A 22,178-nucleotide genomic window follows, 5' to 3' on the forward strand; every position below is an offset into this window, starting at 1 on the left:
CGTCGTCCAGTTTTATGGCGCGAGCGACGCCGCCTTCACGGCGGTCACTGCGGTATTGTAGTTGTTGACCAGTTGCTGCACCGAGGTCGCCGACATATCGAGCACCGGCTTCGGATAGAAGCCGAACAGGATGGTGAGGGCCACCAGCGGCACCAGCGTCAGGCTCTCGCGGAACGTCAGATCCTTGATGGTGGCGAGCGACGGCTTGACCAGCGCGCCGAACACCATCTTGCGATAGAGCCAGAGCGCATAAGCCGCCGACAGGATCACGCCTGATGTTGCGAACACTGTGGTCGGCAGCGACACCTTGAAGGTGCCGATCAGGGTCATGAACTCGCCGACGAAGCCTGACGTTCCGGGCAGACCGACATTGGCCATGGTGAAGACCATGAACACCAGCGCATAAAGCGGCATGCGGTTGACCAGCCCGCCATAAGCGGCGATCTCGCGGGTATGCATGCGGTCATAGACGATGCCGACGCAGAGGAACAGCGCACCCGACACGATGCCGTGCGAAATCATCTGGAACACGCCACCGGCAACGCCCTGGGTGGTGCCGGCGAAGATTCCCATGGTGACGAAGCCCATGTGCGCCACGGAGGAATAGGCGATCAGCTTCTTCATGTCCTCCTGCATCAGCGCGACCAGCGAGGTGTAGATGATCGCGATCACCGACAGCGAGAAGATCAGCGGCGCAAAATACTGCGAAGCCAGCGGGAACATCGGCAACGAGAAGCGCAGGAAACCGTAGCCGCCCATCTTCAGCAGGATCGCCGCCAGGATCACCGAGCCTGCGGTCGGCGCCTCGACGTGCGCGTCCGGCAGCCAGGTATGCACCGGCCACATCGGCATCTTCACCGCGAAGGAGGCAAAGAATGCCAGCCACGCCCAGGTCTGCAGGCTGCGCGGCACGGCCGTATGCATCAGCGTCGGGATGTCGGTCGTTCCGGCGTTCCAGTACAGCGCCATGATTGCGAGCAGCATCAGCACGGAACCGAGGAACGTATAGAGGAAGAACTTGAAGGAGGCGTAGACCCGGCGCGGTCCGCCCCAGATGCCGATGATCAGGAACATCGGGATCAGGCCGCCCTCGAAGAACAGGTAGAACAGCACGAGGTCGAGCGCCGAGAAAGTGCCGACCATCAGCGTTTCCAGGATCAGGAACGCCATCATGTATTCGCGCACGCGCACCTTCACCGACTTCCAGCTCGCCACGATGCAGAACGGCATCAAGGCGGTGGTCAGGATCACGAACGGCAGCGAAATGCCGTCCACGCCCATATGGTAGGTGATGGCGTTGGCAAGCCACGGCGCCTTCTCGACGAACTGAAAGTCGGCAACCGACGGATCGAACCGCGCCACCAGGATCAGCGACACCGCGAAGGTCACGACCGTCGTCCACAGCGCGATCCAGCGCGCATTGCGCTGTGCCGCCTCGTCGTCGCCCCTGACGAGATAGACCAGAAGCGCGCCGAGCGTCGGCAGGAAGGTAACGACCGAAAGAATGGGCCAGGTCGTCATCGGTTAGCCTCCCACACCGAACATGAACCAGGTGATGAAGCCGGCGACGCCGATCAGCATGGCGAAGGCATAGTGATAGAGATAGCCGGTCTGCAGTTTGATCGCGTTACGCGTGACGTCGAGCACCCGCGCCGACACTCCGTCCGGGCCCAGGCCGTCGATGATCTTGCCGTCGCCGACCTTCCACAGCGTGTAGCCGATCCACTTCGTCGGGCGGACGAGGATGAGGTCGTAGAGCTCGTCGAAGTACCACTTGTTGAGCAGGAACTGGTAGAGCAGCGGCTGCTGCCTCGCCAGATCAACCGGCAGATAAGGCCGGCTGATATAGAACAGCCACGCCACGAGGAATCCTCCAGCCATCATGAGCGTCGGCAGTTGTCCCAGGAGCGCCGGCATATGCTCCATATCTTCGAGGATATGAGGGTTCATCTTGAGCGATTCGCGGAAGAACTCCTCGACGCCGTGCGGGCCGGTGAAGATTTCCTTGAAGGGAAGACCGGCCGCGATCGATCCGAATGCCAGCAGGCCGATCGGAATCAGCATCGTCAGCGGCGCTTCATGCGCGGCCTCGTAGTGCTCCTGATCGTGCGGCTCGCCATGGAAGGTCTTGAAGATGAGGCGCCAGGAATAGAACGAGGTCAGCCCGGCCGCGACCACGGTCGCGAGGTAGCCATAGGTCGCGAACGGATTGTGCGAGGCAAAGGCGGATTCGATGATCGCATCCTTCGAGAAGTAGCCTGCGGTGAGCGGAAATCCCGTCAACGCCAGCGTGCCGATCACCATCACCAGATAGGTGTAGGGAATCCGGTGCCGCAGGCCGCCCATGTTGCGGATATCCTGCTCGTGATGCATCGCGTAGATCACCGAGCCCGAACCCAGGAACAGCAGCGCCTTGAAGAAAGCGTGGGTGAACAGGTGGAACATGCCGACCGAATAAGCGCCCGCACCCATCGCGACGAACATGTAGCCGAGCTGCGAACAGGTCGAATAGGCGACGATGCGCTTGATGTCGTTCTGGACGAGGCCAATGGTCGCCGCGAAGAATGCGGTGGTGCCGCCGATGAACATCACAAAGGCCTGCGCGGTCGGCGCGAGCTCGAACAACGGTGAGAGGCGCGCCACCATGAAGACACCAGCGGTGACCATGGTCGCGGCGTGGATCAGCGCGGAGACCGGCGTCGGACCTTCCATCGCATCGGGCAACCAGGTGTGCAGCAGGAACTGCGCCGATTTGCCCATCGCGCCCATGAACAAGAGCAGGCAGGTCAGGGTCAGCGCATCCGGATGCCAGCCAAACAAGTTGATCGTTTTTCCGGTCAGGCCGGGCGCTGCGCCAAAGATGGTTTCGAAATCGGTCGACCCGATCAGCATGAACACAGCGAAGATGCCGAGCGCGAAACCAAAGTCGCCGACGCGGTTGACCACAAAGGCCTTGATGGCGGCCGCGTTCGCCGACGGCTTCTGGTACCAGAACCCGATCAGCAGATAGCTGGCGAGACCCACGCCCTCCCAGCCGAAGAACAGCTGCACGAGGTTGTCCGATGTCACCAGCATCAGCATCGCGAAGGTGAACAGCGAGAGATAGCCGAAGAACCGCGGCCGGTACGGGTCTTCGTCCATGTAACCCATCGAATAAAGATGGACGAGCGAGGACACCGTATTGACCACGACCAGCATCACGGCGGTCAGCGTGTCGACCCGGAGCGCCCAGGACACCTGAAGATCCCCGGAATTGATCCACGGGAACAGCGCGATGCGGGCATCGTGGTGCTCGAAACCGACTTCGATCAGCGTCCACCACGACAGGATCGCAGCGACAATCAAGAAACCGGTCGTGATCCATTCGGCGGCGGCCGATCCGGCGGCCGGTGGCTCGGCGGCGTGATGATCGTCATGGCCATGATCGTCGTGAGCGTCCGCCGCATGCACCTCCGCGCCGTGAGCGTCACTGTGATGCTCGACTTCGTCGCCGCTCGGGTTGCGCCCATGCGCGCCGACGATCGAGATGGCTCCCGCAATGATGGCGCCGATCAGCGGCAGAAAAACGATTGCCTGAATCATGTCGCGCGCTAGCCCTTCATCAGATTGACGTCTTCAACCGCGATCGAGCCGCGATTGCGGAAATAGACCACCAGAACCGCAAGGCCAATCGCGGCTTCAGCGGCCGCCACCGTCAGCACCAGCAGCGCGAACACCTGGCCGACGATGTCGCCGATGAACGTCGAGAACGCTACCAGATTGACGTTGACAGCGAGCAGGATCAGCTCGATCGACATCAAGATGATGATGATGTTCTTGCGGTTCAGGAAAATGCCGAGAATCCCGAGCGTGAACAGGATAGCGCCGACCGCGAGATAGTGCCCCAGACCGATGGTCATTTCACCCACTCCGCCGCGTCCGCGTCCTGCAGGCCCTGGCCCGAAGCGACCTTGCGCACGGCCATCGCCAATTCAGGCGTCCGCGCATTCTGCACGTTGATGTCCTGCCGCTTGACGCTCGCCTTGTGGCGCAGCGTCAGCACGATCGCACCGATCATCGCGACCAGAAGCACCATGCCGGCAAGCTGGAAGTAGTGGATGTACTTCGTATAGAGCACGAGGCCCAACGCTTCGGTGTTGCTGACATTGGTCGGGATCGCCGAGGTGATCGACTTGGCGACGTTGGGGCTGATCACCCAGCTGCCCCCGATCAGAAGCAGCTCGACCAGGAAGATGCCGCCGATCACGATACCGACCGGCAGATATTCGATGAAGCCCTCGCGCAGCTCGGCGAAATCGACGTCGAGCATCATGATCACGAACAGGAACAGCACCGCGACCGCGCCGACATAGACGACGACCAGGATCATCGCTAGGAACTCGGCGCCCATCAGCACGAACAGGCCTGACGCGTTCACGAAAGCGAGGATCAGAAACAGCACGGAATGCACGGGATTGCGCGAGACAATCACCATGACGGCGGAGGCCACGCAGACCCCTGCAAACAGATAGAAGAACAGAGCCGGAAGGATCATCCCCTTAACCTCACCGGTATGGCGCGTCTTGCGCGATCGACTTGGCTATCTCGCGCTCCCAGCGGTCGCCGTTCGCGAGCAGTTTTGCCTTGTCATAATAGAGCTCTTCGCGCGTCTCGGTCGCGAATTCGAAATTCGGCCCCTCGACGATCGCATCGACCGGGCATGCTTCCTGGCAAAGCCCGCAATAGATGCACTTCACCATGTCGATGTCGTAGCGCACCGTGCGGCGCGTGCCGTCGTTGCGCCGCGGACCGGCTTCGATCGTGATCGCCTGCGCCGGACAGATCGCCTCGCAGAGCTTGCAGGCGATGCAGCGCTCTTCGCCGTTCGGATAACGGCGCAGCGCATGCTCGCCGCGAAAGCGCGGTGAGATCGGGTTCTTCTCGAACGGATAATTGATGGTCGGCTTCGGCTTGAAGAAATAGCGCATGGCGAGAAAGAACGCCGAGACGAATTCCGTCAGCAGAAGCGAGCGCGCGGTGGCGTTGATATTGATGCTCATAGCGACCTCATTTCGGCGCGATCCCCGCGAGTTGCAGCACGCCCGCCACGATCACCACCATCGCGAGCGACAATGGCAGGAACACCTTCCAGCCAAGCCTCATCAACTGGTCGTAGCGGTAGCGTGGGACGATGGCCTTGGCCATCGCGAACAGGAAGAACATGAAAAACAGTTTGAGTCCGAACCAGATGATGCCGAGCGGCGCCCAATTAAGGGGAAAGATGTCGATCGGCGAGGTCCAGCCGCCGAGGAACAGGATCGTCGCCATCGCGCACATCGTGGTGATCGCGACATATTCGCCAAGCATGAACAGGAGGTAGGGCGTTGAGCCGTACTCGACCATGAAGCCGGCGACGAGTTCGGATTCGGCTTCCACCAGATCGAACGGCGGACGGTTGGTCTCTGCCAGCGAGGAGACGTAGAACACCACAAACATCGGAAACAGCGGCCACACATACCAGTTCAGGATGGTCAGCCGCGGCAGTCCGATCAGAGAGGCGAAGCCGTGCAGCTTCTGCGCTTCCACGACGCCGGAGAGATTGAGCGTGCCGGCGCACAAGAGAACGGTGATGATCACAAAGCCGATCGAGACCTCGTAGCTCACCATCTGCGCCGCCGATCGGAGCGCCGCGAGGAACGGATATTTCGAATTCGACGACCAGCCGGCCATGATGATGCCGTAGATCGACAGCGAGGAAATCGCGAAGATGTAGAGAATGCCCACATTGATGTCGGCAATCGCCCAGCCGAGATTGGTTGGGATCACCGCCCAAGCGGCGAGCGCGAGCACGCAGCTGACGAGCGGCGCAAGGAGAAACACGCCCTTGTTGGCTCCGGCGGGAATGGTCGGCTCCTTCAGCACGAACTTGAGAAGATCGGCGAAGGATTGCAGCAGGCCCCACGGCCCGACCACGTTCGGGCCGCGGCGGATCTGCACCGCCGCCCAGATCTTGCGGTCGGCGAGCAGGATGTAAGCAATCGCAATCAGGAGAACGACGAGCAGCAGCAGGCTCTCGGCGACCATGATGATCAGCGGCAGCAGGGTACTGTTCCAGAATTCGACCATCACGTCACTCCGCCGCCGTCAGCATGTGCCCGTGGGCAAGCCGCGAGCACTCCGCCATCACGGCAGAGGCCCGCGCGATCGGGTTGGTCAGATAAAAGTCTTCGACCTGCGCCTTGAACGGCACCTTTTCAAGATTGCCGCTCTTGCCCGCAAGCGTCTTGATGCTCGCCGCATCGCCGGCTGCGATCTGGTCAAGCCGCATCAGGTGCGGCACCGCCTTGAAGATCGCCTGCCGCAGGCTGGCAAGGCTGTCGTAAGGCAGTTTCTTGCCGAGAACTTCCGAGAGCGCCCGAATGATCGCCCAATCCTCGCGGGCCTCGCCCGGCGGGAAGCCGGCGCGGTTCGCCATCTGCGCCCTGCCCTCGGTATTGACGAAGATGCCGGACTTTTCGGTGTAAGCGGCGCCGGGCAGGATCACGTCGGCGCGGTGCGCGCCGGCATCGCCATGGGTACCGATATAGACCACGAACGTCCCATCCGGCACCTTCACCTCGTCGGCGCCGAGCAGAAACAAGACATCCAGCGTTCCAAACGTCGTCATCTGCGCCGCGTTCAGACCGCCCGCTCCGGCCGTAAAGCTGATATCGAGGGCACCGGCGCGCGACGCCGTATCCTGCAACACGGCAAAGCCGTTCCAGCCATCCTTGACCGCACCGACGTCGAGCGCGAGTTTCGCGGCCGTCGCCAGCACTGCGGCACCATCATGGCGGCCAAATGCGCCGGCGCCGACCAGCACGATCGGGTTCTTGGCGTTCTTCAGGACATCGGCAAAGGAGTGCTTGCCGCTAGCGAGATCGGCTAGCGAGTCCGGCCCCGCACCGACATAGTCGTAGTCATAGGTCAGATCGGGCTTGGCGCCGACGACGCCGACCTTGAGTTGACCGGTGCGCCAGCGCTTGCGAATGCGGGCGTTGAGAACGGCCGCTTCCTTGCGCGGGTTCGACCCCACGATCAGAAGCGCATCGGCTTGATCAATGCCTGATATCGTCGGGTTGAAGATGTACGACGCGCGGCCGGCTTTCGGATCGAAGGCGTCGCCGCCCTGCACGGCGAGATTGACTGAACCGAACTTCGCCAGCAGCTCCTTCAGCGCGAACATCTCTTCAACCGCGGCAAGATCACCCGCAATCGCGCCCATGCGTTTGCCGTCGGTCCGCGAGACCTTGGCGGCAATCGCGGCAAAGGCCTGCTGCCATGACGCCGCCTGGAGCTTGCCGTTTTCGCGGATATAGGGACGGTCCAGCCGCTGCGTGCGCAGGCCGTCGACCACGTGTCGGGTCTTGTCGGATATCCATTCCTCGTTCACCGCCTCGTTGACGCGCGGCAGGATCCGCATCACCTCGCGGCCACGCGTATCGACACGGATCGCCGATCCGACGCCATCCATCACGTCGACCGACTGGGTCTTGCCCAGTTCCCACGGCCGCGCGGCGAACGCATAAGGCTTCGAGGTCAGCGCGCCGACCGGGCAGATGTCGACGAGATTGCCCTGCAACTCCGAAGTCAGTGCGCTCTCGAGATAGGTCGTGATCTCCATGTCCTCGCCGCGGCCGGTTGCGCCCATTTCCGGCGCGCCGCAGATTTCGGCGGAGAAGCGGACGCAGCGCGTGCACTGGATGCAGCGGTTCATCGAGGTCTTGACCAGCGCGCCGAGATACTTGTCCTCGACCGCGCGCTTGTTTTCGGCAAAGCGCGAGGTGTCGACGCCGTAGCCCATGGCCTGATCTTGCAGGTCGCACTCGCCGCCCTGGTCGCAGATCGGGCAATCGAGGGGATGGTTGATCAAAAGGAATTCCATCACACCTTCGCGGGCCTTCTTCACCATCGGCGAGCGGGTGGAGATTTCCGGCGGCTCGCCCTTCGGGCCCGGACGGCAATCGCGCACGCCCCAGGCGCAGCTTGCCACCGGCTTCGGACCGCCCTTCACCTCGACGAGGCACATCCGGCAATTGCCGGCGATCGAAAGCCGCTCGTGGTAGCAGAAGCGCGGAATTTCGGCGCCCGCGGCCTCGCACGCCTGCAACAGCGTGTATTCGGCAGGCACATCGATTTCTTTGCCATCGACAATGAGTTTGGTCATTGCTGTCTCAAGTCTTTCCCAGCTTGCAGTCCGGCGGCGTGACGCTGGCGGTTTTCAAGGATGTCTTCACCCATTCCTGGGTGACGGTGCCATAGGTCGCGAGATAGCCGGGCGCAGCCTGGTTTTTCTCGCAGAGAAACGGCAGATGCGGCTTCAGGTCGTAGTCGCAGGAAGCGAGCCACTCGCGCTTGTCGGCAAATGCGCCCATCGCTTCTTCGCAGGCATTGAGGAAATACGAGACGAAGCTTTCGTACTGCACCACAACCTCGCGGCCGCCGGCCTTGATTGCCTCGTAGTCCGGCGACGAGAACTTCGGATTTTTGAATGCGAGATCGGTATAGGCGAGATAGGCTTGCCGCGCGGCGACGGCACGATTGTTGGAGCGGATTTCGCTGACCTGGAACAGGATCGCCAAAAAGCCGAGCAGCGCTACGCTCGCCTGCGCCATCTGCGCGAGCGTTCCGAACTTCTGCCAGAATGTAGCGGGCAGCGCCATCAATCCTACTCCGCCGCGACCATGTGTGCGGGATCGAGAACACCCTGATCGTCGAGATCCGCCTGGCGTGAATACTGATCGATGCGTTCTTCGATCTCATGACGGAAATGCGCGATCAGGCCCTGGATCGGCCAGGCGGCAGCATCGCCGAGCGCGCAGATGGTGTGGCCTTCGACCTGCTTGGTGACTTCCAGCAGCATGTCGATCTCGCGCTTGTGGGCGCGGCCTTCCGCCATACGGGTCAATACCCGCCACATCCACCCGGTTCCTTCACGACAGGGGGTACATTGGCCGCAGCTCTCATGCTTGTAGAAATAGGAGATGCGGGCGATCGCGCGGATCAGGTCGGTCGACTTGTCCATCACGATCACCGCCGCCGTTCCGAGGCCGGAACGCAGCTTGCCGAGGCTGTCGAAATCCATCGGCGTGTCGATGATCTGCTCCGCCGGCACCATGCGCACCGACGATCCACCGGGGATCACGGCCTTCAGATTGTCCCAGCCGCCGCGAATGCCGCCGCAATGCTTCTCGATCAATTCGCGAAACGGAATGCCCATGGCTTCTTCGACGTTGCAGGGGCGCTGGACGTGGCCGGACACACAAAACAGCTTGGTGCCGACATTGTTCGGCCGGCCGATCGCCGCAAACCAGGACGCGCCACGGCGCAGGATGTCGGGCGCGACGGCGATGGATTCCACGTTGTTGACGGTGGTTGGGCAGCCGAACAGGCCGACATTGGCCGGGAATGGCGGCTTCAGCCGCGGCTGGCCCTTCTTGCCTTCGAGGCTTTCCAGCAGCGCGGTCTCCTCGCCGCAGATATAGGCGCCGGCGCCGTGGGTGACGTAGAGGTCGAACGGCCAGCCGTTGACATTGTCCTTGCCGATCAGCTTGGCCTCATAGGCCTGATCGACCGCGGCCTGAAGATGCTCGCGCTCACGGATGAACTCACCGCGCACATAGATGTAACAGGCATGCGCGCCCATCGCGAAGCTTGCGAGCAGGCAACCCTCGACGAGCAGATGCGGATCGTGCCGCATGATCTCGCGATCCTTGCAGGTGCCGGGCTCGGACTCGTCGGCGTTGACCACGAGATAACTCGGACGCCCGTCCTTGGATTCCTTCGGCATAAAGGACCACTTCATGCCGGTCGGGAATCCCGCGCCGCCGCGGCCGCGCAGGCCTGAGGCCTTCATCTCGTTGATGATCCAGTCCCGCCCCTTATCGATGATCGTCTTGGTGCCGTCCCAGGCGCCGCGACGCCGCGCGCCCTCGAGGCCCCAATCATGCAGGCCATAGAGGTTTTTGAAGATGCGGTCCTTGTCCTCGAGCATCAGGTCACTTCCTTCAGCGTCGTCGGTCCGCCGACAGGCGCGGAGAACTGGCGATCGATTTGCGGTCCTGGCTTCGGCGGATTGCCGGAGGCAAAGCCGTCCAGCACCTTGCCGAAACTGTCCTTGGTCAGGTCCTCGTAGGTGTCCTTCCAGATCAGGACCATCGGCGCGTTCACGCAGGCCCCCAAACACTCGACCTCTTCCCAGGAAAAATTGCCGTCCTTCGACAGCTGGAAGGGATCGTGGTGAATGCGGCTCTGGCAGACCTCGATCAGATCGGCCGCGCCACGCAGACGGCACGGCGTGGTGCCGCAGACCTGCACATGCGCCTTCTTGCCGACCGGCGCCAGCTGAAACATCGTGTAGAACGTCGCGATCTCCAGCACGCGGATGTGGGGCATATCGAGGAGGTCAGCGACCGCACGGATTGCGGCTTCCGACACCCAGCCCTCATGCTGCTCCTGGACCCGCCACAGGATCGCAATCGCGGCCGAGGCCTGACGGCCTTCCGGATATTTGGCGATCTCTTTCTTGGCCCACGCCAGATTTTCCGGCGTGAACGCAAAACTCGCTGGCTGGACTTCCTTGGGTGCAAGGCGGCGAACGGACATCGTATTCAGTCTCTCATTGCATGCGGCGGCCGGCGCTCGCGTTCATGGCAGCAATCCGCTGCTGCCAGAAGCTACTTGCCGTGCCGAAGACGTTGTAGCCGATGTGGGTTGAAACCTTGATGCGATCGAGGATCGAGAGCTCGGTCACGGTTTCAAAACGGTTGGAGCGGGGATCATAGACGATAAGTTTGAGCGGCGTCTGGTCGAGAATGTAGCGCGAGACGGTATGATCCGGATCGTTGCCGTGCTCCTCGCACATGATCACGCTGTCGCCGGCCAAGAGCCCGGCGCCGCCCTTGATGGCCTCGATCTCGACACCCTCGACGTCGAGCTTGATCAAATACTTTCCACCGGACGAAATCTTTCCCTCGCTGAGAAGATCGTCGAGCGCCATGACCGGCACGTCCTCGCCGCCACCAGCCGTGCCGCCGGCGATGCTGAACGCTTCGTGCTTGGTCCCCGACAGTCGGGCGGTGCCCTTGGCGGAGCCGATCGCGCATTTCAACGTCTCGAAGCGATTGCCGTTGACGCGCGCGTTATTGGCGAGCTTGGAAAAGTTTTCCGACGACGGCTCGATCGCGATCGCACGGTGCGCGCCAAATGGCTTGCTTGTCACCAGCACCGACCAGTAGCCGAAGTTGGCCCCGCAATCGAGCAGCATGTAGTCGACGTCACTGGAATGACGAAACAGCAATTCGAGTTCGTCTTCGTAATGGTAGGAGCGATCGAGCAATTTGCTCCAGTAGCCCTCGCCATAGGGAAACTCGAACGTCGCATCTTCATTCAGTTTGATCGCGATATTGCGCTCGGGCAGCGTCTTGCGCAGCAAGTTGGCGCAACCGATGTAGCCGCGGTGCGAAAAATGCGACGATACTTTTGCTCCCGTCGCCAGCGCCAGCGCAGCCGTCCGCTCCCACAGGTTGGCCCCTTCCAGGGCCCCCGAGGCGCGGTCAAACTGGATTGGCGGCGGTGCGATCACCGATCGACCTCTCCGAACACGATGTCGAGCGAGCCGAGAATGGCCGACACGTCGGCGAGCAGGTGGCCGCGGCAGATGAAGTCCATTGCCTGCAGATGCGCAAAGCCCGGCGCGCGGATCTTGCACTTGTAGGGCTTGTTGGAGCCGTCGGAGACGAGATAGACGCCGAATTCGCCCTTTGGTGCTTCCACCGCGGCATAGACTTCGCCGGCCGGCACATGGAAACCTTCGGTGTAGAGCTTGAAGTGATGGATGAGAGCTTCCATCGAGCGCTTCATCTCGCCACGGCGCGGCGGGAAGATCTTGTTGTCCTGGATTGCAACCGGGCCCTGCCCGTCAGGCGCGCGAAGCTTGGCGATGCACTGCTTCATGATCTTCACCGACTGCCGCATCTCTTCCATACGGATGCAGTAGCGGTCGTAGCAGTCGCCGTTCTTGCCGATCGGAATGTCGAAATCCATCTCGGCGTAGCATTCATAAGGTTGCGCCTTGCGCAAATCCCACGCCGCACCGGAGCCGCGCACCATCACGCCCGAGAAACCCCACTCCCAGGCCTGCTGCAACGTCACGACGCCAATATCGACATTGCGCTGCTTGAAAATGCGATTGCCCGTGAGCAGCGTTTCGAGATCGTCGACCACCCTGGGGAAAGCATCGCACCAGGTGTCGATATCGTCGATCAGTTTCGGCGGCAGGTCCTGATGCACGCCGCCGATGCGGAAATAGGCCGCATGCATGCGCGAGCCCGAGGCGCGCTCATAAAACATCATCAGCTTCTCGCGCTCTTCAAAGCCCCACAGCGGCGGGGTGAGCGCACCGACGTCCATCGCCTGCGTCGTGACATTGAGAAGATGCGAGAGAATGCGGCCGATCTCGCAATAAAGCACGCGGATCAGCTGTCCGCGGCGCGGCACCTCGATGCCGAGCAGCTTTTCAGCCGCCAGACAAAACGCGTGCTCCTGATTCATCGGCGCGACATAGTCGAGCCGGTCGAAATACGGGATCGCCTGCAAGTACGTCTTGTGCTCGATCAGCTTTTCCGTGCCGCGGTGAAGCAGGCCGATATGCGGATCGACGCGGGCGACCACCTCGCCGTCAAGCTCCAGCACCAGACGCAGCACGCCGTGCGCCGCTGGATGTTGCGGGCCAAAGTTGATGGTGAAGTTGCGAAGGTTTTGCGGTTGCTCGTTCATGGCTTCGGCTCCGCTTTTGCTTTTTCATCGCCCGGCAGCGGATAGTCGGCGCCCTCCCAGGGTGACATGAAGTCGAACTTCCGGAATTCCTGGTTGAGCCGCACAGGCTCGTACAGCACGCGCTTTTCCTGGTCGTCGTAGCGGACCTCGACGAAGCCGGTGAGCGGGAAATCCTTGCGCAGCGGATGGCCGTCGAAACCGTAGTCGGTCAGAAGGCGCCGCATGTCCGGATGGCCGACAAAGATCACGCCGTAGAGATCGTAGGTCTCGCGCTCGAACCAGTCGCAGCCCGGAAACACAGAGATGATCGACGGCACCTGCGTGGTCTCGTCGGCCTCGCCGCGCAGACGGATGCGCGTGTTCAGCGTCGGCGACAGCATGTGATAGACCACGTCGAACCGCTTCTCGCGGCCCGGATAATCCACCGCCGTCACGTCGGTCAGGTTGACGAAGCGGCACGCGGGATCGTCGCGGAGATAGCGGACCACATCGACGATGCGTTCGAGCTTCACATCCACCGTGAGCTGGTTGAACGCCACCGCATGGCCCGTCGCCGCGCCGGCCAGCGCGCCAACGATCGTGTGCCCCAAAGCGTCAAGCTTGCCGTCGTCCATCCCAAAACCCTAGCTAGCGTTCGATGGTTCCGGTGCGCCGGATCTTCTTCTGCAACAAGAGGACGCCGTAGAGCAGCGCCTCCGCCGTGGGCGGGCAGCCGGGCACGTAGATGTCGATGGGCACGATGCGGTCGCAGCCGCGCACCACCGAATAGGAGTAGTGGTAATAACCGCCGCCGTTGGCGCATGATCCCATCGAGATCACGTAGCGCGGTTCCGGCATCTGGTCGTAAACCTTGCGCAGCGCCGGCGCCATCTTGTTGGTGAGCGTGCCCGCCACGATCATCACGTCGGATTGCCGCGGCGAAGCGCGCGGCGCAAAGCCGAAGCGCTCGACGTCATAGCGCGGCATCGACACCTGCATCATCTCGACCGCACAGCAGGCAAGACCGAAGGTCATCCACATCAGCGAACCCGTGCGCGCCCAGGTGATCAGGTCATCGGCGGCCGCAACGAAGAAGCCCTTGTCGGAAAGCTCGTGGTTGACCTCGAGAAAAAAGGGATCGTTGGCGCCGACCGGCTTTCCCGTGGACGGGTCGATGATGCCGGCCGCGGCGGGGGCAACCGCCGGCGCGAACCCTGGCTTGACGGGAGCTGGGCTCAATCCCATTCGAGAGCGCCTTTCTTCCATTCGTAGGCAAACCCGACCGTAAGCACGGCCAGAAATACAAACATCGACCAGAAGCCGGTCCCGCCCAGCTTTCCGTAGGCGACCGCCCACGGAAACAGGAAAGCAACTTCGAGATCGAAGATGATGAAGAGGATGGCGACGAGATAGAAGCGGACGTCGAACTTCATGCGGGCGTCGTCGAAGGCGTTGAAGCCGCACTCGTAGGCCGACAGCTTTTCCGGGTCCGGCTGCTGGAACGCGACCAGGAACGGCGCGATCAAGAGCACCAGACCGATCAGGCCGGCGACGGCGATAAACACCACAAGGGGAAGATAATTCTGCAGGATGCCGGTCATCGGCGGGGCCTTATTTTTGCTGCGGTCATCGGGGTCCGCAGATTCGTTCATGAGAATTGTTCCGAGGCTTAGCGCAGCGCACCAAGGGGCGCAAGACAAGGTATCTTGACGCCCTTTCCGGCCCCTCGCGGCGTGGAAAACCGCCCTCGTGTCTCACCGACCGCGCCCGAATTTCGCGGCTCAAAAATCCCTTGAAGGCCGGCCACACCGGCGGGGCCGCTCCGGGCATCCGAGACGGGAATGAAACCATTTTCCGGAGTCGACGAAACCAGCTGGAAACAATTGGAGGGTACATCGGGAACCAACAGACGGCGCCAAAGACGCCTCGGAGGCTTCCATGAACCACTCCATTCACTCGGCTGACCGTGCGACCCACCTGAAGATCGTGGTGGTGGCGCTGATCGCCGGGATCGCCGTTGCCGCGTTTGGCATTTCAGCCCGCGTGAGCGCCGACTACAGCCAGACCGCCGGGGTCATGAAGGCCGGCAAGCCGGTCGTCCTGACCAGCTCGGACACCGTGACCGTTCGCTAGTCCCCCCTCGTCCCCCCACGAGGACCTCGTCCCCCCAACGAGGATGTGAAAGGGCCGCTTCCCCCAGCGGCCCTTTTGCTTTTCTGCAGGCAGAAAGCGCGCCGGGACCGGACGCGCCCGGTCCGCAGTGTCGTCAATATGCTGAAAAGCCAACCCCTTAGGCCGGTTTCCGGTCAAACCGCTTCCTTCAGCTCCTTGGCTGCGCGGAAGGCGACTTTCTTGCTTGCCTTGATCTGGATCTCCTCGCCCGTGGCGGGGTTGCGGCCCATGCGGGCGGCGCGCTTGCGAACCTGGAGGATGCCGAGGCCAACGATGCGGACCCGCTCTCCCTTCTTCAGATGCTTGGCAATGCGGTCCACGAGGTCGGTCAGGATGGTTTCCGCCTGCTTCTTGGACAACTCCTGCGCCTCGGCGATGTCAGCGGCGAGGTGTTTGAGCGTAATGGTCGTCGGGGTCGCTGCCTTCGTCGCCATGTCTGGCCCTCCTTGTTGTTGGTGACCTCTTAGAAACCAGCAAGCCGCAGGCCTTAGATGATTCGAGCTTCGGCTGCCTATGTCGTTTTGCCTGAAAATAGCGCCTTTTTTGCATCGAGATTGAAAAAACCGCTGCGAGACAAGGGGATTCGCAACACCTTGACTAAAGAGAGGCGCACCTTTAATCCCTGCTCTCGTTGCGGACCGGTCCTCATCGATCGAAGCATCCGCGGGAGTAGCTCAGTTGGTTAGAGCGCCGCCCTGTCACGGCGGAGGCCGCGGGTTCGAGTCCCGTCTCTCGCGCCATCACTTCAATAATTTAGCCCACCCTCCATTTTGAGATCTTGCGCTGCTGCCCGTTGCGATGGGCCGTATTGGCCATCTCGTTTCTGATCCCGTCCCGAACAGCTAGCGTCGCCCACGACCGGCCGGACCTTCGCCCCGCCTTGCCGTTGACGCTTCTTGTCCGTGCCAAGCGCCAGGTCGCGCCCGGCACGCAAGTTCGGCTTCGGTGAACTCTTGGTCCGTTTCTCCGTTAAATCTCAGCTTTGTATTTTACCTGCAACGCGAACCCCTCTGGTTCGGGCAGGAGGTTGCCGTGGGCAAACCCGTCTTGGCTCTGAGAGCCGGCATTGTCGGATCACTCCTGGTGTTCGGTTCGACTGCCAATGCGGCTCGGCTCGATGTCGGTCCGAGGACATGCAGCAATCAGCGTGACCGATGTGTTGCCTATCGGTTTCAATACGGTCCAGAAGGATCCGAGGGAGCTTGCTTTCACGTCTTTCGCGTCTGCATGAGGTCTGGCGTTTGGGACGGAACCACCGCATTTCCCTACGGCGGCGGGCGTATGGCGGGAATGATCCGTCGGTAGTCCAGGTCAAGCCGGGCTGACTCCCCTCTCTCGCGCCATCTCCCCTGACGAGGGAATTTCTGGTACCTCGCGGGCCATGACCGCGAACACACCCCTCGCCTTTACGCACACCGTGACCGAGCGCTTCCTGCGTTATGTCGTGATCGACACCCAGTCCGATCCGGCGTCGGAAACTTGCCCTTCGACCGAGAAACAGAAGAATCTTGGGCGGCTGCTCGCGGCCGAGCTGCGCGAGATGGGGCTCTCCGACGCCCATCTCGATGACAACGGCTATGTCTATGCAACGTTGGCGGCGAATACCGACAAGCCCGTGCCTGTCATCTGTTTCTGCTCGCATATGGACACCTCGCCGGATTGCACCGGCGCCAATGTCCGGCCACAGGTCGTGAAGAACTATCGGGGCGGCGACATCACCCTGCCGGGCGATCCCTCGCAGGTGATCCGCTTTGCCGAGCACCCGGCGCTCGCGAGCCAGATCGGCCACGACATCATCACGACCGACGGCACGACATTGCTCGGCGCCGACAACAAGGCCGGCGTCGCCGAGATCATGGACGCGGTGCATTTCCTTAAGAAGAACCCGCAAGTGAAGCACGGCACGATCAAGGTCCTGTTCACGCCCGACGAGGAGATCGGCCGCGGCGTCGACAAGGCCGATCTGAAAAAGCTCGGCGCGAAGTTCGCCTATACGATCGACGGTGAAAGTGCAGGGCAAATCGAGGACGAGACCTTTTCCGCGGACGCGGCCACCATCACCATCCAGGGCGTGTCCACTCATCCCGGGTTTGCCAAGGGCAAGATGGAGCACGCGATCAAGATCGCATCCGCCATTATCGATCGCCTGCCGAAGGACACCTGCTCGCCCGAGACCGCCGAAGGGCGGGAAGGATTTGTGCATCCGGTCAGCGTGTCCGGTACGCTGGAGGCCGCGACGCTGGGCTTCATCGTGCGCGACTTCACCGAACAGGGCCTGCGCGACAAGGAAGCGCTGCTGGAAAACATCGTCAAAGACGTGATGAAAGACTTTCCGCGGTCGAGCTACCAGATCGACATCAAGCAGCAATACCGCAACATGAAAGAGGTGATCGACCGTTACCCGCAGACCGTCGAATACGCGGTCGAGGCGATCCGGCGCGCCGGTTTGAAACCGCTCCGGACCGCGATCCGCGGCGGCACCGACGGTTCGCGGCTGTCGTTCATGGGCCTGCCCTGCCCCAACATCTTTGCGGGTGAGCATGCTTTCCACTCCCGCCTCGAATGGGTCAGCCGCCAGGACATGGAAAAGGCCGTGCAGACCATCGTGCACCTCGCGATGATCTGGGAAGAGCGGGCTTAGTTCACCACCATGAATCCGCAGATCCTCCCATGATCGACGCGTCGTCCACCGAGGCCGGAGGCGCTGCCGTCCTGGGTGCTTATCGCATCTATACGACCCAGTTCGACATCGAAGTTGCTGCGGATCGCCTCGACGCCGTTCTGGGTCCGCTCTCCCCCGCGGACCAAAAAGCGCTCGATGAAGCATGGCACGCCCTGCAGACCGGCTTGTTGCCGTGGAAAACTCGTCTGCTCATCCTCGCCGCCGAGACAAGCGCGCGAATTAGGGAGCAGCTCGGGGAAACCGAACGCGGCGACACGGCGGTATCACTCTTGATCGACCAATCGGGATCCATGCGCGGCCAAAAAATGCTGTTTGCCACGGCAACGGCCGATATCGCGCAAGAGTTTCTGAAAACCTTGGGTCTCACCTGCGAGGTGCTTGGTTTCACCACTTCGCAGTGGCGTGGCGGCCGTTCCCGGAGGCGATGGAAATGGCGCTTAAGGCCACATCACCCGGGCCGGCTCAACGATATCCTCCATATCGTCTACAAAAATGCAAAAGACGACCGTGCGAGCATCGGTGGTTATGACTTCCGGTCGATGCTCCGACCTGATTTGCCCAAAGAGAATATCGATGGCGAGGCGCTGCTGTGGGCAGCCAAGCGGCTTCGAGCCCTGCCTCAGTCAAGGAAGCACCTGATCATCCTTTCGGACGGTGCCCCGGTGGACGACTCCACCCTGCAAGCCAACGGTTTGACGTGTCTTTTCAACCACCTCCGGCTCGTTGCGGACGGCATCGTAAAGGCTGGCGATATCGTTCTCAGCGCCATCAGCATCGGTCACGAGACCGACGACATTTACCCTGTCATCAAACACGTCGAGGCGCCCGATGAGCTGGGCGCGGCCACGTTGGCTCATCTCGAACAGGTAATAACCGGGAAAAAGTAGACTGCTTGCCTGACGTGACGATCAGGTATTCGCCGTGACGATCCAGATGGCGGCATCGAGCGGGACAGTTTGTCCCTTCGCATATGGCGCCAGTGCTTCGCGGACCGATTGGGCGGCGGCGGCAACGGTTTCCGGCGGGTGATCAGCCAATGCGCGGGCGGCCGGTCCGATTTCCAGCGCGCTTTTCACCGCGGCATCCATCCCGCGCCCGACCGCGACGTCGAGCGCCAGATTGCAAGGCTCCATCGCAATGTCCGAAAAGCCTGCCGCCTTCAGGATGCGGTTGACGCGCTCTTGTGAGGCAAAGGCGAACGGGCCGGGATCTTCAGGTCCAACCGGCGGCATTTTGGGAACGTGCTTATAGACGGCCTGCAACGCGGTCATGAAGAACGGGTTTTCCCGCGGCTCGCGCCAGCAGGCGAAGGCAAGCCGGCCCGACCGCCGCATCGCGCGGCGCATGTTGCTAAATGACAATGCGGGATCGGCGAAGAACATCACGCCAAAGCGCGAGGCCAGCAGATCGAAACTGTCAGGCGCAAAGGGATAAACGGTCGCGTCCGCCAGAATGAACTCGACCGGCGCACCCTTGGGCGTATTCTCTTTCGCGCGGGAAAGCATCGGGGCCGAGATATCGACGCCAGTGATATGGCCGGTGGAACCCACCGCTTTCGCAAAGCTAAAACTCGTCGACCCGCTGCCGCAGCCGACATCGAGAATGCGCTCGCCCGGCTTGATCTTCGCGCGCTCGATCAGGAGATCGGCGACCGGCTGAAGCAAAATGTCCTGCACCGGCTGCCGATCGGCCCAGCGCTGGCCGCCGGCGCCGTTCCAGTACGCAATCTGATCGGTGTTCTTCTCGTGGCCCTGGGGTGCGTCCATCCTGGTCCCACCATCGTTTGCAAGGAGTTTTGCGCAATGTTCATGGAATCGACCGGCTTGGCAATCGCTGAACGCCCCATGTCAGGCATTTGATCGGGGCGTGATGCGCATCGGCAGGCCGTTTGCGGGCCGCAAGGTGATCTTTTGCACGGGCCAGACCTTCGTGGCCGGTGCGAGCTGCATCTCGAACTGCTGGACGAGTTTCGCGAGCACAAGCGTAGCTTCCTGTAACGCGAAGGACGATCCGATGCAGGTTCGCGGGCCGGCTCCGAACGGCAAATAGGCATAGCGGGGAATGCCCGTCCTTGCCGGCGCGAGAAACCGTGCCGGATCGAACAGATCGGGCTCATTCCACAAGCAGCGGTGCCGATGCAGGACATAGGGGGCAATCACGATCAGCGATCCCGGGTGCACGTTGATCTCGCCGATGGCGTCAGTGCATTCGGGCACGCGGCTGAGCGCAGCGATAGACGGGTAAAGCCGCAATGCTTCTTCGATCACGGCTCTGGTGAGGACGAGCTGCTCCAACAGCCCGTTACGGTCGCCATCGAGCGCCACATCCGCTTCTGCGCGCACCCGCTCATACCAATGTGGCGATTGCGACAACAGGAATGTTGCCCACGTCAAGGCATTGGCCGTCGTCTCATGTCCGGCCGAAAGAAATGTCAGGATGTTCGCGCGCACTTCTTTAGGGCTCAGCGGCCGCCCTGTCGCCGGGTCGGGCACGCGCAAAAGCAGGGTCAGGAGATCGTTCGGCGCCTCGGTATCGTTCACACGATCGAGCCGCCGCCGCCTCACCGCGATGATCTCGTCGATGACCTCTTCGAAATAAGCCAGGGCTTTCCGCAAGCGCTTGCGGCCAGGCCGCGGCACATAATCGGGCGCGCCCAACAGATCGAGCACCCCGATCCGCCCCAGGGCGTCGAAATAGTCGTTCATGGCAGCACTAAATGCGTTGAAATCGCTGCCAATGCCGTCCGAGAAGATGGTCACCGCGAGCATGTTGAGCGTCAACAGGGTGAACTCTTGCGCGACATCGACGGTGCCGTGGGCCTTGAGGCCGCGCCAACGATCGCAAAGTGCATCGGCGACCCTCAGCATGACGTCGCTGAACGACGACACCGTGCGGCGCGCGAACAGCGGCGCAAGCGTTCGGCGCTGCAGCTCCCACTGCTGCCCTTCGACGCTGAGCAGGCCGTCGCCCAGTCCAGCCGCCAGAATGCGGCGCTGGATCGGGTCCTTGCGATAACTTTCGGCGTTGTCCACCAGCACGTGCTTGATCGCAACGGGATCGTGAACCAGCACGGCTTCGAGAAAAGGCAGCCTTATCCGGACGATCGGTTGCTCGAAAAACTCCTTGCTCCAGCATTCCAGGGGATTGCGGTGCAACGTCCGCAGAAGCTGGACGAGGCCCGGCATGGTCGGCAGCGGCGTTGGCGCCGGGGGCCGGAAAACCGTTCTCACATCGGTTTCATCGTGAGACAACATCTTGGTCAATATGTTTCAATTGAAACGTACGAAAACGCGATAATGGAACTGAAGTTCCTCACGGCCACGTGCATTCACGTTCAGGGCTAAAGCTCCGATAACGGACGCCCCTGAAAATAGACGGAGCGAGCCGTTCGTGCTCTCGCACGACCTCCATCATGGCGGATCTTTCGCTCGCCGCATTCGCGAAGCGGATTGAAATGGCCTTCCGGCCGTGGCGTTCTGGCACCCCGTTTGCAGTGCGCCATGCAGCATTTCGCAGCTTCACGACGAACAAGCCGAAGGTTAACGCAATGATCATCCGGCTTGTGGCCTTGGCTTCGCTCGCCGTCCTGATACTTGGCCGGGCGAAGGCCGAGGAGCCAGACAAAAGCGGCTACACGCTCTTCGACCCCGTGCCCGACGATCTCATGCGGAAGTTTGCACCGGACCGGCCGACCAAGGGCTTTTCGGTGCGGACGATCGACGCCGGTCATGTCGAGATCGAGACAGACCTCGTCAACACCACCACCTCAAACTCTCCCGGCGGCGTCACGCACAGCATTCAGGGGCTCGATCCAACGGTGAAATTGGGCCTGACCAACTGGATGGATGTCGAGGTTCAGTTCAACGGATTGCAATATTCGGAATCGTTTGACGGAACCTCGCCCTTCAATTTCCAGAATGCGACCGGTTTCGGCGATGTGTTCCTGCGGACCAAGATGAATCTGCTCGGCAACGACGACGGCCCGGTCGGATTTGCGCTGATCCCCTATGTCAAGCTGCCGTCATCGACGCCGCTCATCAGCAACGGCGCGGTCGAAGGCGGACTGATCGCGCCGCTCGCGCTCCGGCCCGGCGATTTCATCGTCACCCTGATGACTGAGGTCGACGATCTGAAAAGCACAGCCGGCAACAACCGCTATGCCAACTTCGTCAACCTCGTCAGCGTCAGCCACGGCGTGCCGGGACTCGAGGGCGTCAATGCCATGGTTGAGCTTTATTCATCGGTTGGAACAGATCCGGCGACGGCGCCGATCTACACGCTCGACTTCGGCATGAATTTCCGTCTGGACCAGCACATCATTCTCGATATCGGGGTGAACCTTGGCCTCAACAGCGCCGCTCCCAAGGCGCAGATCTATACGGGAATATCGGCCCGGTTCTGAGCGGCCAACAGCCATTACGCTTGCGCAGTGAGCCGGCGAGAATATTTCGTTCGATGCATCTCACAGGAGGTGTACGATCGTCAGCGCTGCCGATTGCCAAGCAAGCCACACGTTTCGCTGGTCCGGCTGGGGTCAAAAAGCACTGGC

Annotated in this window: 22 protein-coding genes and 1 tRNA gene; 5 read left to right on the forward strand and 18 right to left on the reverse strand. The window is 61.6% G+C overall.

Annotated features, from left to right (window positions below):
• Positions 1–12: 12 nt before the first annotated feature.
• From VFB05_RS26260 to VFB05_RS26330, 15 genes are read right to left on the reverse strand one after another with little or no spacing between them, the layout of a single operon-like run.
• Positions 13–1,521: an NADH-quinone oxidoreductase subunit M gene (locus VFB05_RS26260; protein ID WP_325017857.1), complete on the reverse strand. Its 1,509-nt coding sequence runs from the start codon at positions 1,519–1,521 to the stop codon at positions 13–15.
• Positions 1,522–1,524: 3 nt separating this feature from the next.
• A complete protein-coding gene (nuoL, locus tag VFB05_RS26265) occupies positions 1,525–3,582 on the reverse strand; it encodes an NADH-quinone oxidoreductase subunit L (protein WP_325017859.1) in 2,058 nt (685 codons plus the stop codon).
• An 8-nt stretch (positions 3,583–3,590) separates the two neighbouring features.
• Positions 3,591–3,899, reverse strand: a complete 309-nt coding sequence (gene nuoK / locus VFB05_RS26270; protein ID WP_325017861.1) for an NADH-quinone oxidoreductase subunit NuoK — start codon at positions 3,897–3,899, stop codon at positions 3,591–3,593.
• Positions 3,896–4,534 (reverse strand): NADH-quinone oxidoreductase subunit J, encoded by a 639-nt coding sequence (locus tag VFB05_RS26275; RefSeq protein ID WP_325017863.1) that lies wholly within the window; start codon positions 4,532–4,534, stop codon positions 3,896–3,898. Before VFB05_RS26275 ends, nuoK begins: the two co-directional genes overlap by 4 nt.
• Positions 4,535–4,544: 10 nt before the next feature.
• Positions 4,545–5,033, reverse strand: coding sequence for an NADH-quinone oxidoreductase subunit NuoI (gene nuoI / locus VFB05_RS26280; protein ID WP_325017974.1), 489 nt, complete (start codon positions 5,031–5,033; stop codon positions 4,545–4,547).
• Between the two features lie 13 nt (positions 5,034–5,046).
• Entirely contained in the window at positions 5,047–6,105 is a 1,059-nt protein-coding gene (nuoH, locus tag VFB05_RS26285; protein WP_325017866.1) for an NADH-quinone oxidoreductase subunit NuoH, read from the reverse strand.
• 4 nt (positions 6,106–6,109) lie between these two features.
• Positions 6,110–8,185, reverse strand: coding sequence for an NADH-quinone oxidoreductase subunit NuoG (nuoG, locus tag VFB05_RS26290; RefSeq protein WP_325017868.1), 2,076 nt, complete (start codon positions 8,183–8,185; stop codon positions 6,110–6,112).
• A gap of 7 nt (positions 8,186–8,192) precedes the next feature.
• On the reverse strand, positions 8,193–8,681 hold the full coding sequence (locus VFB05_RS26295; protein WP_325017870.1) for a hypothetical protein: 489 nt from the start codon (positions 8,679–8,681) through the stop codon (positions 8,193–8,195).
• Between the two features lie 5 nt (positions 8,682–8,686).
• Positions 8,687–10,012 (reverse strand): NADH-quinone oxidoreductase subunit NuoF, encoded by a 1,326-nt coding sequence (gene nuoF / locus VFB05_RS26300; protein ID WP_325017872.1) that lies wholly within the window; start codon positions 10,010–10,012, stop codon positions 8,687–8,689.
• Positions 10,012–10,623 carry an NADH-quinone oxidoreductase subunit NuoE gene (nuoE, locus tag VFB05_RS26305; protein ID WP_325017874.1) on the reverse strand — a complete coding sequence of 204 codons (612 nt, stop codon included), beginning with the start codon at positions 10,621–10,623 and terminating at the stop codon, positions 10,012–10,014. The genes nuoF and nuoE overlap by 1 nt, the downstream gene beginning before the upstream one ends.
• Before the next feature lie 13 nt (positions 10,624–10,636).
• Positions 10,637–11,599, reverse strand: coding sequence for an FkbM family methyltransferase (locus VFB05_RS26310; RefSeq protein WP_325017976.1), 963 nt, complete (start codon positions 11,597–11,599; stop codon positions 10,637–10,639).
• Positions 11,599–12,795 carry an NADH-quinone oxidoreductase subunit D gene (locus VFB05_RS26315; protein WP_325017876.1) on the reverse strand — a complete coding sequence of 399 codons (1,197 nt, stop codon included), beginning with the start codon at positions 12,793–12,795 and terminating at the stop codon, positions 11,599–11,601. The genes VFB05_RS26310 and VFB05_RS26315 overlap by 1 nt, the downstream gene beginning before the upstream one ends.
• A complete protein-coding gene (locus VFB05_RS26320) occupies positions 12,792–13,409 on the reverse strand; it encodes an NADH-quinone oxidoreductase subunit C (RefSeq protein WP_325017878.1) in 618 nt (205 codons plus the stop codon). The genes VFB05_RS26315 and VFB05_RS26320 overlap by 4 nt, the downstream gene beginning before the upstream one ends.
• A 13-nt stretch (positions 13,410–13,422) precedes the next feature.
• Positions 13,423–14,019 (reverse strand): NADH-quinone oxidoreductase subunit B family protein, encoded by a 597-nt coding sequence (locus tag VFB05_RS26325; RefSeq protein ID WP_325017880.1) that lies wholly within the window; start codon positions 14,017–14,019, stop codon positions 13,423–13,425.
• Positions 14,010–14,375, reverse strand: coding sequence for an NADH-quinone oxidoreductase subunit A (locus VFB05_RS26330; RefSeq protein WP_325017978.1), 366 nt, complete (start codon positions 14,373–14,375; stop codon positions 14,010–14,012). Before VFB05_RS26330 ends, VFB05_RS26325 begins: the two co-directional genes overlap by 10 nt.
• Positions 14,376–14,712: 337 nt before the next feature.
• Between VFB05_RS26330 and VFB05_RS26335 the strand changes: the two genes are divergently transcribed.
• Positions 14,713–14,907, forward strand: coding sequence for a hypothetical protein (locus tag VFB05_RS26335; RefSeq protein WP_325017882.1), 195 nt, complete (start codon positions 14,713–14,715; stop codon positions 14,905–14,907).
• Positions 14,908–15,080: 173 nt separating this feature from the next.
• Here the strand turns inward: VFB05_RS26335 and VFB05_RS26340 are convergent, their stop codons facing one another.
• Entirely contained in the window at positions 15,081–15,380 is a 300-nt protein-coding gene (locus tag VFB05_RS26340) for an HU family DNA-binding protein (RefSeq protein WP_325017885.1), read from the reverse strand.
• Between the two features lie 229 nt (positions 15,381–15,609).
• On the opposite strand from VFB05_RS26340, the gene VFB05_RS26345 reads away from it, so the two are divergent.
• The 3 genes from VFB05_RS26345 to VFB05_RS26355 all read left to right on the forward strand — a co-directional run bounded on the left by VFB05_RS26345 (position 15,610) and on the right by VFB05_RS26355 (position 18,516).
• Positions 15,610–15,686, forward strand: a tRNA-Asp gene (locus tag VFB05_RS26345).
• Between the two features lie 641 nt (positions 15,687–16,327).
• The gene (pepT, locus tag VFB05_RS26350; protein ID WP_325017887.1) at positions 16,328–17,587 is read left to right on the forward strand and encodes a peptidase T; all 1,260 of its coding nucleotides are present in this window, start codon (positions 16,328–16,330) and stop codon (positions 17,585–17,587) included.
• A 29-nt stretch (positions 17,588–17,616) separates the two neighbouring features.
• Complete coding sequence (locus VFB05_RS26355; RefSeq protein ID WP_325017890.1) at positions 17,617–18,516, forward strand: cobaltochelatase CobT-related protein; 900 nt, start codon at positions 17,617–17,619, stop codon at positions 18,514–18,516.
• A 21-nt stretch (positions 18,517–18,537) separates the two neighbouring features.
• On the opposite strand, the gene VFB05_RS26360 is transcribed toward VFB05_RS26355, so the two are convergent.
• Positions 18,538–19,395 carry a class I SAM-dependent methyltransferase gene (locus tag VFB05_RS26360; protein WP_325017891.1) on the reverse strand — a complete coding sequence of 286 codons (858 nt, stop codon included), beginning with the start codon at positions 19,393–19,395 and terminating at the stop codon, positions 18,538–18,540.
• Positions 19,396–19,476: 81 nt separating this feature from the next.
• Positions 19,477–20,859 (reverse strand): cytochrome P450, encoded by a 1,383-nt coding sequence (locus tag VFB05_RS26365; RefSeq protein WP_325017893.1) that lies wholly within the window; start codon positions 20,857–20,859, stop codon positions 19,477–19,479.
• Positions 20,860–21,176: 317 nt separating this feature from the next.
• On the opposite strand from VFB05_RS26365, the gene VFB05_RS26370 reads away from it, so the two are divergent.
• Positions 21,177–22,031, forward strand: a complete 855-nt coding sequence (locus VFB05_RS26370) for a transporter (protein WP_325017896.1) — start codon at positions 21,177–21,179, stop codon at positions 22,029–22,031.
• Positions 22,032–22,178 lie beyond the last annotated feature (147 nt).

This window comes from Bradyrhizobium sp. (assembly GCF_035652035.1).
In the GTDB taxonomy this organism is placed as follows: Bacteria; Pseudomonadota; Alphaproteobacteria; order Rhizobiales; family Xanthobacteraceae; genus Bradyrhizobium.